The 14,078-nt window shown below is 72.4% G+C and carries 12 protein-coding genes; 10 read left to right on the top strand and 2 right to left on the bottom strand.

The annotated features are described in order from the left end of the window. Positions 1-44: 44 nt before the first annotated feature. Together MNOD_RS06635 and MNOD_RS06630 are read left to right on the top strand one after the other, a co-directional pair. On the top strand, positions 45-800 hold the full coding sequence (locus MNOD_RS06635; protein WP_015928069.1) for a response regulator: 756 nt from the start codon (positions 45-47) through the stop codon (positions 798-800). Beyond that, positions 797-2,161, top strand: a complete 1,365-nt coding sequence (locus tag MNOD_RS06630; RefSeq protein ID WP_015928068.1) for an ATP-binding protein — start codon at positions 797-799, stop codon at positions 2,159-2,161. The genes MNOD_RS06635 and MNOD_RS06630 overlap by 4 nt, the downstream gene beginning before the upstream one ends. Before the next feature lie 331 nt (positions 2,162-2,492). On the opposite strand, the gene ruvA is transcribed toward MNOD_RS06630, so the two are convergent. Beyond that, positions 2,493-3,110, bottom strand: coding sequence for a Holliday junction branch migration protein RuvA (ruvA, locus tag MNOD_RS06625; protein WP_015928067.1), 618 nt, complete (start codon positions 3,108-3,110; stop codon positions 2,493-2,495). A 100-nt stretch (positions 3,111-3,210) separates the two neighbouring features. Here ruvA and MNOD_RS06620 point away from each other — a divergent pair, with 100 nt between their 5' ends. The 5 genes from MNOD_RS06620 to MNOD_RS06600 all read left to right on the top strand — a co-directional run bounded on the left by MNOD_RS06620 (position 3,211) and on the right by MNOD_RS06600 (position 10,168). Continuing rightward, positions 3,211-3,849: a YceI family protein gene (locus MNOD_RS06620; RefSeq protein WP_015928066.1), complete on the top strand. Its 639-nt coding sequence runs from the start codon at positions 3,211-3,213 to the stop codon at positions 3,847-3,849. A 148-nt stretch (positions 3,850-3,997) separates the two neighbouring features. Beyond that, a complete protein-coding gene (locus MNOD_RS06615) occupies positions 3,998-5,539 on the top strand; it encodes a class I adenylate-forming enzyme family protein (protein ID WP_015928065.1) in 1,542 nt (513 codons plus the stop codon). 89 nt (positions 5,540-5,628) lie between these two features. Then, positions 5,629-7,092 (top strand): M81 family metallopeptidase, encoded by a 1,464-nt coding sequence (locus MNOD_RS06610; protein ID WP_015928064.1) that lies wholly within the window; start codon positions 5,629-5,631, stop codon positions 7,090-7,092. Continuing rightward, positions 7,089-8,219 (top strand): M20/M25/M40 family metallo-hydrolase, encoded by a 1,131-nt coding sequence (locus MNOD_RS06605; protein ID WP_015928063.1) that lies wholly within the window; start codon positions 7,089-7,091, stop codon positions 8,217-8,219. Before MNOD_RS06610 ends, MNOD_RS06605 begins: the two co-directional genes overlap by 4 nt. 125 nt (positions 8,220-8,344) lie before the next feature. Continuing rightward, positions 8,345-10,168, top strand: a complete 1,824-nt coding sequence (locus tag MNOD_RS06600; RefSeq protein WP_015928062.1) for an MBL fold metallo-hydrolase — start codon at positions 8,345-8,347, stop codon at positions 10,166-10,168. A gap of 407 nt (positions 10,169-10,575) precedes the next feature. Here the strand turns inward: MNOD_RS06600 and MNOD_RS46195 are convergent, their stop codons facing one another. Next, positions 10,576-10,719 (bottom strand): hypothetical protein, encoded by a 144-nt coding sequence (locus tag MNOD_RS46195; RefSeq protein WP_157091399.1) that lies wholly within the window; start codon positions 10,717-10,719, stop codon positions 10,576-10,578. Positions 10,720-11,126: 407 nt separating this feature from the next. Here MNOD_RS46195 and oxlT point away from each other — a divergent pair, with 407 nt between their 5' ends. From oxlT to MNOD_RS06585, 3 genes are all read left to right on the top strand, one after another. Further along, positions 11,127-12,413: an oxalate/formate MFS antiporter gene (oxlT, locus tag MNOD_RS06595; protein ID WP_015928061.1), complete on the top strand. Its 1,287-nt coding sequence runs from the start codon at positions 11,127-11,129 to the stop codon at positions 12,411-12,413. A 280-nt stretch (positions 12,414-12,693) separates the two neighbouring features. Further along, positions 12,694-13,596 carry an alpha/beta fold hydrolase gene (locus MNOD_RS06590; protein WP_015928060.1) on the top strand — a complete coding sequence of 301 codons (903 nt, stop codon included), beginning with the start codon at positions 12,694-12,696 and terminating at the stop codon, positions 13,594-13,596. A 103-nt stretch (positions 13,597-13,699) separates the two neighbouring features. Continuing rightward, positions 13,700-14,071 (top strand): YciI family protein, encoded by a 372-nt coding sequence (locus MNOD_RS06585; RefSeq protein WP_015928059.1) that lies wholly within the window; start codon positions 13,700-13,702, stop codon positions 14,069-14,071. Positions 14,072-14,078 lie beyond the last annotated feature (7 nt).

The following is a 14,078-nucleotide window of genomic DNA, read 5'->3' as shown; positions in this document are numbered from 1 at the left end:
TCCTTTTCCGGCGACGGAGACAGAAACATTCCGATGCACATCGGATGCTTCAAGCGGGCGCAGGCCTCGGGCATAAGGTTGGGGTGACCAGCACGCCGCACATCCTGCTCGTGGAGGACGACCGCGAGATCAGCCAGCTCGTCGCCCGTTACCTGCGCGGCAACGAGCTGAGAGTCTCGGTCGCGGGCGACAGCCGCGAGATGGACCGTCTCCTGGCCGATTCGCGCGTCGACCTCATCGTCCTCGACCTGATGCTGCCCGGCGAGGACGGGCTGAGCATCTGCCGGCGCCTGCGCGCGCAATCGACGATGCCGATCCTGATGCTCACGGCCAAGAGCGAGGAGATCGACCGCATCGTCGGGCTCGAACTCGGGGCGGACGACTACCTCGCCAAGCCCTTCAACCCGCGTGAGCTGCTCGCCCGCATCCGGGCGGTACTGCGCCGGGGCAGCGGGGGATCCGCGCGGGACGAGGACGGGGTGCGGCGGCTCGGATTCGCCGGCTTCGTGCTCGATGCGGGCCTGCGCCAGCTCCTCAACCCGGACGGCGCCCAGGTGGCGCTGACGGCGGCGGAGTTCGACCTGCTGCACGCCATGTGCCTGCGCCCGGGCCGGGTGCTCTCCCGCGACCAGCTCCTCGACTTGACGCAGGGCCGCGCGCCGGGCCCCTTCGAGCGCAGCATCGACGTGCTGGTGAGCCGCATCCGGCAGAAGATCGAGCGCGACTCGCGCAATCCGGAGATGATCAAGACCATCCGCTCCGGCGGCTACGTCTTCACGCCGGAGGTGAGCCGGGCATGAGCGAGCCGGTCCGCCTCACCCGGCGCATCGCCGGGCAGATCGCGATCCTGGTCGTCGCCGCCATCGTGGTGACGCATGTCGTGCTCACGGCGACGCTCCTGCTGATGCGGCCGGACCTGCGGCGCCTGGAGGAGCATCCGGGTGCGCTCGCCAACCGCCTCGCCCTGGTGGTGCGGATGCTGGCGGCGGCGAGCCCCGGCGACCGCCCGGCCATCGCGACCGCCGCCGGCCGCGGGCCCACGGGCTTCCGCCTCACCCTGCTGCCGGAGGGCACGCCGATGCCCGCCGCGGCCCGGGGCAGCAGCGAGGCCAAGGAGCTGCGCCAGGCCCTCGGCGAGGGCTGGCAGGTGGAGGGCTCCGGGCGCCTCGCGGCGGGGGACGACCGCCCGCGTCGGCTCGTCATCCGCGGCCAGGGGCTTCTCGTCTCGGCCGATCTGCCACCCCGCCCGGAGCGGCGCACGCCCCTCACCGGCGCGATCCTGACGACCCTGTTCTTCCTTGCCTTAAGCCTGACCCTGCTCTCTGTCTGGGCGGCCCGGGCGCTGACAGCGCCGCTCGGGCGGCTCGCAGGCGCCGCCGAGGCCTTCGGCACGGACATGGACCTGACGCCCCTGCCGCAGGCCGGGCCCGAGGAGGTGCTGGCCGTCTCGCGCGCCCTCGACCGCATGCGCGCCCGGGTCAAGCGGCTGATCGACGACCGCACCCACATGCTCGCGGCGATCAGCCACGACCTGCGCACACCGATCACCCGCCTGCGCCTGCGGGCGGAATTCCTGGAGGACGAGGCCCTGCGCGCCCAGTTCCTGCGCGACCTCGACCAGATGAACGCCCTCGTGGAGGCGGCCCTGTCCTTCGTGCGCGACGGGCGCACCCGCGAGGGGCTCGCCCTCGTCGACCTCGCCTCGGTGGTGCAGACGGTCTGCGACGGCTTCTCGGATATCGGCGAGGAGGTGCGGGTGGAGGGCCTGCGGCCGAGCCTCGTCAAGGCCGCTCCCGAGGAGCTGCAGCGGGCGCTGACGAACCTCGTGGAGAACGCCGTGAAATATGGCGGCGGCGCCACCGTGCGCCTCGTCCAGGCGGGGCCGCAGACGGTCGCGGTCGAGGTGCTGGACGAGGGGCCGGGCATCCCGGAATCCGAGCAGGCGGCGATGCTGGAGCCCTTCGTGCGCGGCGACCGGGCGCGCACCCTCAACGAGGCCGGCGGCTTCGGCCTCGGCCTGTCGATCGCGACCGCGATCGCTCAGGCCCATGGCGGGCGCCTGACGCTCGCCAACCGCAAGCCCCGGGGCCTCGCGGTGCGCCTCGAACTGCCCCGGGCCGCAGCCGCCCTCCCCCGCCACGCCCCGGCCGAAGCGGCCTAAATAGAAACTGAGGTGCGCGAAATTGAAGTGCGTGGAAGCCGCTCCGCTTCTCATGCTGAGGTGCTGGCGATCGCAGATCGCACCGCAGCGAGCCTCTGGCCGGCATCAGCCGGCACGCACCCCAGACCGGTGATCCCGGCATGAGGGCCGGGATTGGCTGCCACAGGAGGGAGCGCTCAGTCAGCCGTGGTTTCATCCGTCGGGGTCGGCGCAGCCGGTGGCGAACTGATACGGCTTCCGCAGCAATTTCGTTTCGCGGTGTTGCCGGGCCCCGGCCCGCAACGGCCGGCACCCCGATCGCCGGGGCGCTCGGAGTCCGTTCCGGAGAAGGCTACCGCGCGAGTTCCCGCAGGCCGAGCCGGATCAGCGTCTTGGCCTCCGCCCCCTCCCCGGCGCCCTGGAGCGCCGCAGCGACCGCGGCGGAGGCCTGGATCTGCGGATAGCCGAGATTGACGAGGGCCGAGATCGCATCGGCCACCGGCTGGGGCGCCGTGCGCTCCTCGACCGCGCCCGCGAGGCGGATCAGGGCTGGATCGACCGGCGCGAAGGCCGGCGCCTTGTCCTTCAGCTCCGCGACGAGGCGGGCGGCGAGCCGCGGCCCGACGCCGGGCGCGCGCGCGATCGCTCCCTTGTCGCCCGTGGCGATGGCGGTGGCGAGGTCGGCCGGCTCCAGCACCGAGAGCACGCCGAGGGCCACGCGGGTGCCGACCCCCTGCACGGTCTGGAGCAGACGGAACCACTCCCGCTCCGCATCCGAGCGGAAGCCGTAGAGCCGGATCATGTCCTCGCGCACATGCGTCTCGATGGCGAGGTCGGCCGCCTCGCCCACCGGCGGCAGCCGCTGCAGCGTGCGGGCCGAGCAATGCACCACATAGCCGACCCCATGCACGTCGAGGATGACAAAGTCCTCGCCGTAGGAATCAACCACACCCTTCAGCTTGCCGATCATGGGGGTCCGTGCGGCGCGCCCGTCCTTGAGCGGCGCCTGTGTTCGTGGGATGGGATCGCCGCCATATCGGCGACCCCGATCCAACCCACAAGGTGACCGCATGAAGCGTGCGACCGTGCTGGCCTGCCTCCTCCTCGCGGCCGCTCTCCCGGCGGGAGCTCAGGAAGCCCCCGCAGCGCGGGCTGAGGACGCCCCCGCGCCGACCACCGATCCGACCCAGGTGCGGGCGGGCCGCTACGCGCTCGATCCCGCCCACGGCAAGATCACGTGGTCGCTGAACCATCTCGGCTACTCGACCTATTACGGGCAGATCACCGACGTCGCCGGCGAGCTCGACCTCGACCCGAAGGCGCCGGCCCAGAGCCGGCTCAGCGTCCGGATCGGCACCGCGAGCGTCAACGCTCTCCACGACGCCCTGAACCGGCACCTGCGCGGCCCCGACTTCTTCGACGTCGAGCAGTTCCCGACCGCCACCTTCGTCAGCCGGTCCGTGGAGCCGACCGGCCCCACCACCGCGCGGGTCACCGGCGATCTCAGCCTCAGGGGCGTGACGAAGCCTCTCGTCCTCGACGTCACCTTCAACCAGGCCGGGATCCACCCGGTCGACAAGACCTACACGGTGGGCTTCGACGGCCGCGCGGTGATCCGGCGCTCCGAGTTCGGCATCTCGGCCTTCCTGCCGGCCCTCGGCGACGAGGTCTTCCTGCGGCTCGAAGGGGAGTTCAAGGCGGCGCCGTAGCCGCGTGGCGCGGGTCCCGAGCCCCATGTCCGGGCCATGTCCGGGCCGGGCGAGGAGCGTGCCGGTGACGGTGCCGTCGAGGGCGAGACATGACGGCGGTTGCAAGGATGCGTAAGACGATGCCCCGTCCCGCGGCCCGGAGTCCCTCGTGACCGTCCCATCCGACGCCAGCCCGCCCCCCGCCCGGTTCAACGGCGCCCGCTACTGCCTGGAGGCGAATGCGCGCCGCCATCCCGACAAGCCGGCCCTGATCCTGGTCGGGGATGGCGACGCCGCGCAGGTGCTGACCTACGGGGAGGTGGACCGGGCGGTGCGCGGCGTCGCGGCGGGCCTGCTCGCCCTCGGCCTCGCCCCGGGAAGCCGGGTGATGATCCGCATGGGCAACGATGCGGATTACGCCATCGTCTACTTCGCGGCCTTGGCCGCGGGGCTGGTGGCGCAGCCCTCCTCGCCGCAGCTCACCCCGGCCGAGGCCGCCTTCCTGATGGCCGATTCGGGCGCCGCGGCGGTGGTGGCGGCCGAGGATTGCCCCCTCGACCCGGAATCCTGCCGCGGGCGTGCGGTGCTGCGCCCGGCCGACGTGGCGCATCTGCGGGCGGGGCCGCCCCTGCCGGCCTACGCGGATACCGCCGCGGACGACCCGGCCTATCTCGTCTACACCTCCGGCACGACGAGCCGGCCGAAAGGGGTGCTGCACGCCCACCGCACCCTCTGGGGCCGGCGGCCGATGCACGACCACTGGCTGGGGCTGCGGGAGACCGACGTGGTGCTGCATGCCGGCACCATGAACTGGACCTACACGCTCGGGGTCGGCATCCAGGACCCCTGGGCGCGGGGCGCCACCACGGTGCTCTATACCGGCCGGCGCGATCCCGGGATCTGGCCCGCCCTGATCGCCCGCTACCGCGCCACGCTCTTCGCCGCGGTGCCGAGCCTCTACCGGCAGATCGTCAAATACGCCGACCTCGCCGGCCACGACCTGTCGAGCCTGCGCCACGGCATCACGGCGGGCGAGGCTCTGCCGGCCCATCTCCTCGCCGAGTGGACCCGCGCGACGGGCAAGCCGCTCTACGAGGCGCTCGGGATGAGCGAGATCTCGACCTACATCTCCACGGGCCCGACCGTGCCGGTGCGGCCGGGCTCGCCCGGCCGGCCCCAGCCGGGGCGGCGCATCGCCATCCTGCCTCCCGAGGGCCCGCCCGAGCCGCTGCCGGCGGGCGAAACCGGGCTGCTCGCCGTCCACCGCTCCGATCCGGGCCTGATGCTCGGCTACTGGAACCGCCCCGACGAGGAGGCGGCGGTGTTCCGGGGCGAGTGGTTCACGGGCGGCGACCTCGCCCGGCTCGATGCGGACGGCTACGTTTGGTTCGAGGGCCGGCACGACGACGTGATGAACGCCTTCGGCTACCGGGTCTCGCCTAGCGAGGTCGAGGCGGTGCTGATCGGCCATCCCGACGTGCAGGAGGTCGCGGTGGCCGAGCGCGCCGTGCGGGAGGATGTGCGCGTCATCGCCGCCTACGTGGTGCCGAAGCCCGGCCATGCACCGGACCGCGAGGCGCTGATCGCCTGGTGCCAGGAGCGGCTCGCCGGCTACAAATGCCCGCGGGAGGTCGTGTTCCTCGAGGCCCTGCCCCGCACGCCGAACGGCAAGGTCCAGCGCAAGCGGCTCGCCGAGACGGCGGGGGCTTGAACGGCCCGGCTTTTGCGGTTCTGCTCCCTGCAGAACGGCTGGCGCCGATCCGGATGCCAGGACCGAATCCCAGCGGAGACCCGCCCCGCGTGAAGCTCTTCATCGCCTCCCTCGCGACCGAGACCAATACCTTCGCGCCGCTGCCGACCGGACGGGCCGCCTTCCTCGCCGACTATGCCCGCCGCGATGGCAGCCTGAACCCGCCCCGCCTCAGCAATATCGGGCTCATCGAATGGCGGCGCCTCGCGCAGGCCGACGGCCATGCCTTGGTCGAGAGCCTCTCGACCTTCGCCCAGCCCGGCGGGATCACCCTGCGCGGCGTCTACGAGGAGCTGCGCGACACGCTCCTCGGTGATCTCCGGGCGGCGGGGCCGGTCGATGCCGTGCTGCTCTACATGCACGGCGCCATGGTGGCGGAGGGCTACGACGATTGCGAGGGCGACACCCTCGCCCGGGTGCGGACGATCGTCGGCCCGGGCGTTCCGATCGGGGTCGAACTCGACCTGCACTGCCATCTCACCGAGGCGATGCGCGAGGCCGCCGACGTCATCGTCATCTACAAGGAATACCCCCATACCGACATCGCCGCCCGCGCCCGCGACCTCTACGCGCTGGTGATCGGCACGGCGGAGGGGCGGATCCGCCCGGTCATGGCCTATCACGACTGCCGGATGGTCGGCCTCTGGCGCACCTCGGACCCGCCCGTGCGCGCCTTCGTCGACCGCATGATCGCGCATGAGGGCCGGGACGGCATCCTGTCGGTCTCCTTCGGCCACGGCTTCCCCTGGGCCGACGTGGCGGATGTGGGCGCCAAGATGCTCGTCGTCGCGGATGGCGATGCGGGACGGGCCGCCTCCCTCGCCCGCGACCTCGCGCAGGCGGTCTTCGCCATGCGCGAGGAGGCGGCCACACGCTACGACACGATCGACGCGGCAATCGACCGGGCCCTCGCCTCGACCGATCCGCGCCCCATGCTGCTCGCCGACGTCGCCGACAATGCCGGGGCGGGCGCCCCCTCCGACAACACGGCGATCCTGAGCCGCCTCGTCGCGCGCGGCGTGCGGGGCGTGGCGAGCGGGCTCTACTGGGATCCGGGGGCGGTCGGCATCTGCCACGAGGCGGGGCTGGGCGCCTCCTTCGCGCTGCGCATCGGCGGCAAGTGCGGCGTCACCTCGGGCGATCCGGTGGACCTGCGCATCACCGTGCGGGGCCTGTCGGAGGCGCACAGCCAAGGGGGCTTGAGCGGCGGGCGGGCCCTGCTCGGACCGAGCGCCTGGGTGGAGGCGGACGGCATCCACCTCGTGCTGACGGCCCGGCGCCAGCAGCCCTTCGACCCGGACGCCTTCACGGGGCTGGGTCTGACCCTGCACGACAAGCGAATCGTGGTCGTGAAGTCGATGCAGCACTTCCACGCGGCCTTCGCGCCGATCGCGAGCGCCGTGCGCTACGTGGCGGCACCCGGCGCCGTGCCGCCGGACTTCGCCTCCCTGCCCCTCACCCGGAAAGCGGGGCCCTGGTGGCCCCGCGACCCCAACCCCTTCGAGCCCGCATGAACCCCACCGACCTTCCCCTCGACCGCGAGGCGATGCTGGCCTCCTTACGCCCCTGGATCGAGTGCGAGAGCCCGACCTTCGATCCGCTCGCGGTCAACCGCATGATGGCGCTCGCCGCGCGCGACCTCGCGGTGGCGGGGGCGAGCGTGGAGGTGATCCCCGGCCGGATGGGGCTCGGCGATTGCGTGCGCGCCCGCTTCCCGCATCCGCGGCGCGACGAGCCCGGCATCCTGGTGCTCGGCCACATGGACACGGTCCATCCTTTGGGCACGCTGCGGCTGCTGCCCTGGCGGCGCGAGGGGGGCCGCGTCTACGGCCCCGGCATCCTCGACATGAAGGGTGGCAACCTGCTGGCCCTGGAGGCGATCCGGGCGCTCGGACGGGCCGGCATCCGCACCCCCCTGCCCGTGACGGTGCTGTTCACGAGCGACGAGGAGATCGGCAGCCCCGCGACCCGCGACCTGATCGAGGCGGAGGCCGCGCGCCACCGCTTCGTGCTGGTGCCGGAGCCCGGCCAGGAGGACAACGGCGTGGTGACGGGCCGCTACGCCATCGCGCGCTTCAACCTGGAGGCGGTGGGACGGCCGAGCCATGCCGGAGCGCGGCTCGGCGACGGGCGCTCGGCGGTGCGCGCCTTCGCCCGCAAGGTCCTGGCGATCGAGGCGATGACCGGGGAGGATTGCACCTTCAGCGTCGGCGTCGTGCATGGCGGCCAATGGGTGAACTGCGTGCCGACCGTCTGCCGGGGCGAGGCGCTCAGCATGGCCAAGCGCCAGACCGACCTCGACCGCGGCGTCGCCCGGATGCTGGCCCTCTCCGGCATGGAGGACGACGTGACCTTCACGGTGACGCGCGGCGTCACGCGCCCGGTCTGGGAGCCGGATGCGGGCACGCTCGCCCTCTACGAGACCGCCCGTGGGCTCGCCGGGACCATGGGCCTGCCGCTGCCCCATTGCAGCGCGGGGGGCGGCTCGGACGGGAACTTCACGGGGGCGCTCGGCCTGCCCACCCTCGACGGCCTCGGCGCGATTGGGCGCGGCTACCACACGCTGGAGGAGCATCTCGACGAAGAGAGCCTCGTCAGCCGGGGGCGGCTCTTCGCGGGCCTCCTGGCGACGCTGAGATGACAGGTGGCCGTCCTCACGGGCCGAGCCGCGCCGCCGAGACCTCTTGAAGCGCGGCCTGTTCTCGCGAAAAGTTCCGGCTCCGCTCGGGCGCGCAGGCGGCGCGGACGGCCGCGGGAGGAAGGGCCATGCAGGTTCGGTTCTTCGGGACGCGGGGCTCCCTGCCGGTCCCCGGGCCGCGCACGATCCGCTATGGCGGCAACACCTCCTGCGTGGCTCTGCGCACGGCGCGCGGCACGCTCGTGATCCTCGACATGGGCACCGGCGCCTACGCCCTCGGCCGGGAACTCGCCGCCGAGGGCCGTCCGCTGCGCGGCCATGTGCTCATCACCCACACGCATTGGGACCACATCCAGGGCGTGCCCTTCTTCGCGCCCTTCTTCACGCCCGGCAACGAGTGGGACATCTACGCGCCGCGCGGCCTCGGGGCCTCCCTGCGCGAGACCTTGTCGGGCCAGATGCAGTACAGCTACTTCCCGGTCGCGCTCGACCAGCTCGGCGCCACGATCCGCTACCACGAACTCGTCGAGGGCGAGCTGGCGCTCGGCGAGGACGACGACGTCGCGGTCGAGACCCATTACCTCAACCATCCGGCCCTCACCCTCGGCTATCGCCTCACGGCGGACGGGGCGACCCTCGTCTACGCCCTCGACCACGAACCCTTCTGCACCGCGAGCGCCGACGGGGAAAAGGCGCCGGAGGGGCAGGACCGCCGGCATGCCGACTTCCTGCAGGGCGCCGATCTGGTGATCCACGACGCCCAGTACACGGCCGCCGAGTACCCGGCGAAGATCGGCTGGGGCCACAGCACCGTCGAGTATGCCCGCCGCGTCGCCCTGGAAGCGGGCGCGGCGCGGCTCGCCCTGATGCACCACGACCCCGACCGCGACGACGACAGCCTGGACGCCCTGGTCGCCCGCTACCGCGTCCCCGACCTCGACCTCTTCGCCGCCGCCGAGGGCCAGGTGATCGACCTCTCGGCCGCGCGCATCGCCGCGCCCGCCGGCGCCCGGGCGCGCTCGGCCCGGGAGGCGGTGGGCTCGGCGCTCGCGGCGCAATCGGTGGTGATCGCCGCCGCCGATCCGGCCGCGGCGGCGGGCATCACCGCGATCCTGCGTGGGGATGGCGTCGGCGTGCACGCAGCCGCGCTGACGCCCGATGCGGTGGCGCAGGCCGTCCTGCGCCACCGGCCCGCCCTCGCGGTGATCGCGAACGGGCCGGAGCCGGCCGGGCGCCTGGCGGAGATCTGCGCGGCCGTGCGGGCGCTCGGGGCGCAGGGGCAGGACCTGCCGATCGTGCTGGTGAGCCGCTCGGGCGACCGGCGCGGCGACGAGGAGATCGGGATCAGCGACCGGCTCGTCACCCCCTTCACGCCGAGCTACGCCCGCACCCGCCTGCGCGCATGGCTGATGCGCACGGCCTGCCGCTGGGCCCGCGCCGCCAAGCCCCCCGGCGAGGCGGAGCGGCTCGCCGCGCTGCGGCGTCTCGACCTCCTCGACACGCCGCCCGAGGAGCGGTTCGACCGGATCGTGGCGCTGGCGGCCCGCAGCTTCGCGGTGCCCTTCGCGGCGCTGAGCCTCGTCGACAGCGACCGGCAATGGTTCAAGGCCAGCCACGGGCTGACCTTCCGGGAAGTCCCGCGCGACGCCTCGCTCTGCGCCCACGCGGTCGCGGCCTCCGACGGGGGCGGCTGCCGTGACCCGCTCGTGGTGCCCGACACCCTGCTCGACGCGCGCTTCGCCGACAGCCCGGCCGTGGTCGGGCCGCCCCATCTGCGCTTCTACGCCGGCCAGCCCCTGATCCTGGCGGACGGCCACTGCATCGGGACCCTCTGCATCGCCGACACGCGCCCGCGCGTCCTCGATCCGGAGGAGGAGAGGCGCCTGCGCTGGCTCGCCGAGCTCGCGCTGAACGAGATCGCGCCGAGGCCCGCCGCCGTGACGGGCGGATGAAACGCCGCGTCATACCAACGGCCCAAGATGCCGACGCATTGGGCCATTGACCCATCTCGAATTGTCGAGGCCAAGCCGAAGGCTTCGTGAAGAGGCTTGGCGAAAATTCGAGACCGGAACCAACGGTCACATGGAAATGACCGTTGGTATCAGTTCACCACCAGCCGCGCTGACCCTGACGGATGAAACCGCGGCTGACTGAGCGCTCCCGCCTGTGGCAGCCAACCTCGGCCCTCATGCTCTGAGGTGCTGGCGATCGAAGATCGCACCGCAGCGAGCCTCGAAGCACCCCGGACCGGTTTTCCCGGCCACCCGAATCTTGGACGAGCGGTCTGGGGTGCTTCGAGGCTCCTTCGGAGCACCTCAGCATGAGGAGCGGGGCGGCTTCCACGCACCTCAGTTTCTATTCAGCTTGCGGCGAGGAACCGGGTGACGCTGCCCTTCAGCCCGTCCGAGTGCCCGGCGAGGGTGGCGGCCACGCTCCGGACCATCTCGGCGACTTGTCCGGTCTCGTTCGCCGCCACCGACACCGCCGCGATGTGGCTCGACACCTCTTGCGTCGAGGCTTCAATTCGGATTTGCAGTCCACGAATACTCAATCTCCGGTCGCATCTTCTATCCCGAGTCTTCGGGCAGCCGAGAACGGCTTGGGCCGAAGCCTGCCCCGGGCCAGATCGCTGCGGAAGCGGCAGGTGCCGTCATTGGCCGCCTGTCGTGCGGCCCGGAGCGGCGCATCGATCTGATCGGCGCCGCGCCGGGCAACCTCCCTGGATCCTTGCGACGTGGAGCCCCGGGTGAGGCGCCCCGGGTGCCCGGGACCAATCGACGCCTCCCGGCAGCCACGACCGGCATGATAGCTCACCTGGGCCGCAAATCTGCGTTTGGTATGTTGCATACCAGGAGATTTAATGCATTCTCAGCCGCCGGGCGCTGCGCCCGACGAAAGGGAAAAACAGGGATGGAATGTCAGGACTCCCCGTCCGCGAAGTGGTGGCAGCTCGCGTTCGGCATCGTCTGCATGGCTATGATCGCCAACCTTCAGTACGGCTGGACGCTGTTCGTCGACCCGATCGACGAGAAGTTCCACTGGGGGCGGACCGCGATCCAGTTCGCCTTCACGATCTTCGTCGCCACCGAGACCTGGCTGGTGCCGGTCGAGGCGTGGTTCGTCGACCGCTACGGGCCGCAGATCGTGGTGTGCTTCGGCGGCGTGATGATCGCGCTCGCATGGCTCCTGGACGCCTATGCCGAATCGCTGCCGCTCCTCTATCTGGGCGCCGTCGTCGGCGGCATCGGGGCGGGGGCGGTGTACGGCACCTGCGTCGGGAACGCGCTGAAATGGTTCCCGGACCGGCGGGGTCTCGCCGCGGGCGCGACGGCGGCCGGCTTCGGGGCGGGCGCGGCGCTGACCGTGGTCCCCATCGCCAAGATGATCGCCGCCAGCGGCTACCAGAACGCCTTCTTCACCTTCGGCCTGATCCAGGGCGGGGTCGTGGTCGCGCTGTCGTTCCTCCTGCGCAAGCCGAGCGTCGCCGTGCCGGTCAAGCGCAAGAGCCTGCACCTGCCGCAGGCCCAGGTGGACCGCACGCCGAGCGAGGCCGTGCGCACGCCGGTCTTCTGGGTGATGTACGCCATGTTCGTCATGGTCGCGTCGGGCGGCCTGATGACGGCCGCGCAGATCGCCCCGATCGCCCACGACTTCAAGGTGGCGGACGTCCCCGTCAGCATGCTCGGCCTGCAGATGGCGGCCCTGACCTTCGCGATCTCCCTCGACCGCATCTTCGATGGCTTCGGGCGCCCGTTCTTCGGCTGGGTCTCCGACACGATCGGCCGCGAGAACACCATGTTCATCGCCTTCGGCACGGCGGCGGCGGCCGTGATCGCCCTGCTGCTGTTCGGCCGCAACCCCATCATCTTCGTCATCGCCACGGCCGTCTATTTCGGCGTGTTCGGGGAGATCTACAGCCTGTTCCCGGCGACCTGCGGCGACACCTTCGGCTCGAAATTCGCGGCGAGCAATGCCGGGCTCCTCTACACGGCCAAGGGATCGGCCGCATTCCTGGTGCCGTTCGCCAGCATGGTCTCGGCCGCCTATGGCTGGTCGGCGGTGTTCGGGTTGATCATCGGGCTCAACCTCGCGGCGGCGGTGCTCGCCCTGTTCGTCCTGAAGCCCCTGCGCCTGCGCTACCTCTCGGCGGCCGAGGCGCCGAGCACGGCACAGGCCCAGGCCGTCCAGCTCGCCTGAGGCGCATTCCGCGGCGCACTTCGCGGCGCGCTTCGCGCATGGGGGCCGGGGCCGGTGGATCCGGCCCCGGCCCCCGCTCGCCATCCCTTGCCGCCCGCGCATGTCGCCCCGCCCCCGTGCGGGCTTCGCCCGTCCCCGCCGCCACGCTAGAGCAGGATCCGTTCACGGTGGAACGGATCCTGCTCTCGGTTTTTGATTGTGCCGCATCGTCTGCGACGAACCGGCATCCGCTTCGTCGGAAAATGCTCTAGCCTCCGGCTGGAATCGGAAAGGAACCGTGATGCCGGCCGAGGCCCTCACGCTGGGCGCAGCCCCCCTCGCGCGCGAGACGCTCGACATCGGCGATCCCGCGGGCGGGCGCATCGCGGCCCTGGCCTTCGGGCCGCGCGAGCGGCCGCTCGACGCCCTGGTGCTGCACGCGAACGGCTTCACCGCGCGCACCTACCGCACCCTGCTCGAACCGCTCGCCGGCGAGGCCCGCATCCTCGCCTGCGACCAGCGCGGCCACGGCAGCACGACGCTGCGCGCCGATCCGCGGCACCGGCGGAGCTGGAACGACCTCGCGGCGGATCTCGTCGCGCTGCTCGACCGGCTCGATGGACCACCCCTCACCCTGGTCGGCCACTCGATGGGCGGCACCGCCTCCCTGCTCGCCGCCGCGCGCCGGCCGGAGCGGGTGCGCAACCTCGTGCTCCTCGATCCGGTGATCCTGCGGCGTCGCGATGCGCTCGCCGCGCGGATGCCCTTCGTCGCGCCGCGGCTGTTCCGGCGCCATTCGCCCCTGGCGGAGCAGGCGATCCGGCGCCGCGCGGTGTTTCCCTCCCGGGCGGCGGCGCTCGCGGCCTATCGGGGGCGCGGCGCCTTCCGCACCTGGCCCGACGCCGCGCTCGCCGACTACGTGGCGGACGGGTTTCGCGAGCGCCCGGACGGAGCCGTGGAACTCGCCTGCTCGCCCGCCTGGGAGGCCGCGAACTTCCTCGCGCAGGGCCACGACAGCTGGGGGGCGCTGCGCCGCCTCGCCCGCCCGGCGCTGATCCTGCGGGCGGCCTCCGGCAGCACCTGCGCCCTGACGCATGACCGCCCGCCGCACGTCACCGTCGAGACGGTGCCCGGCACGACGCATTTCCTGCCCTTCGAGGCGCCCGAGCGCGTGCGGGCGGCGATCCGGGCGGCGATCGGCTGAACCGCCCCACTCTCCCCACACCCGCGGGCCACAGGAGAACAGCTCCGCAAGCCTGTCGGCTGCGGGCGGGGCCGGACGTCGTGTCCGGACGAGGAGGTGCGCCATGCTCTACGCCATCCTGTGCTACCATTCCGAAGAGGTCGTCGGCGCCTGGAGCCGCGAAGAGGACGCGGCCGTCATGGAGAAGCTCGCGGTCGTCCAGGAGCGGCTCGCCCGCGAGGGGCGGCTCGGGCCGGTGGCCCGCCTGCTGCCCACCACCGCGGCCACCACCCTGCGCAAGGACCGCGAGCCCGGCCTCGTCCTCGACGGACCCTTCGCCGAGACCAAGGAGCAGCTCCTCGGCTTCTACGTGGTCGATTGCGAGAATCTCGACCACGCCCTCGACACCGCGCGGGAACTCGGGCGCGCCAATCCGGGCGGCGCCTACGAGATCCGGCCGATCGCCCATTTCCGGCCCGGCGGCGGGACGCCGTGACCGACCT

It is taken from the genome of Methylobacterium nodulans ORS 2060 (assembly GCF_000022085.1).
Classification (GTDB): Bacteria; Pseudomonadota; Alphaproteobacteria; order Rhizobiales; family Beijerinckiaceae; genus Methylobacterium; species Methylobacterium nodulans.
Note: the sequence above shows the minus strand (reverse complement) of the source record. Positions and strands in the feature narration are given on the sequence as shown.

Excerpts from the sequence above, each read along its gene's own strand:
- MNOD_RS06635 (WP_015928069.1), top strand. The coding sequence starts at position 45 with ATGCTTCAAGCGGGCGCAGGCCTCGGGCATAAGGTTGGGGTGACCAGC.
- MNOD_RS06630 (WP_015928068.1), top strand. The coding sequence starts at position 797 with ATGAGCGAGCCGGTCCGCCTCACCCGGCGCATCGCCGGGCAGATCGCG.
- ruvA (WP_015928067.1), bottom strand. The coding sequence starts at position 3,110 with ATGATCGGCAAGCTGAAGGGTGTGGTTGATTCCTACGGCGAGGACTTT.
- MNOD_RS06620 (WP_015928066.1), top strand. The coding sequence starts at position 3,211 with ATGAAGCGTGCGACCGTGCTGGCCTGCCTCCTCCTCGCGGCCGCTCTC.
- MNOD_RS06605 (WP_015928063.1), top strand. The coding sequence starts at position 7,089 with ATGAACCCCACCGACCTTCCCCTCGACCGCGAGGCGATGCTGGCCTCC.
- MNOD_RS06600 (WP_015928062.1), top strand. The coding sequence starts at position 8,345 with ATGCAGGTTCGGTTCTTCGGGACGCGGGGCTCCCTGCCGGTCCCCGGG.
- oxlT (WP_015928061.1), top strand. The coding sequence starts at position 11,127 with ATGGAATGTCAGGACTCCCCGTCCGCGAAGTGGTGGCAGCTCGCGTTC.
- MNOD_RS06590 (WP_015928060.1), top strand. The coding sequence starts at position 12,694 with ATGCCGGCCGAGGCCCTCACGCTGGGCGCAGCCCCCCTCGCGCGCGAG.
- MNOD_RS06585 (WP_015928059.1), top strand. The coding sequence starts at position 13,700 with ATGCTCTACGCCATCCTGTGCTACCATTCCGAAGAGGTCGTCGGCGCC.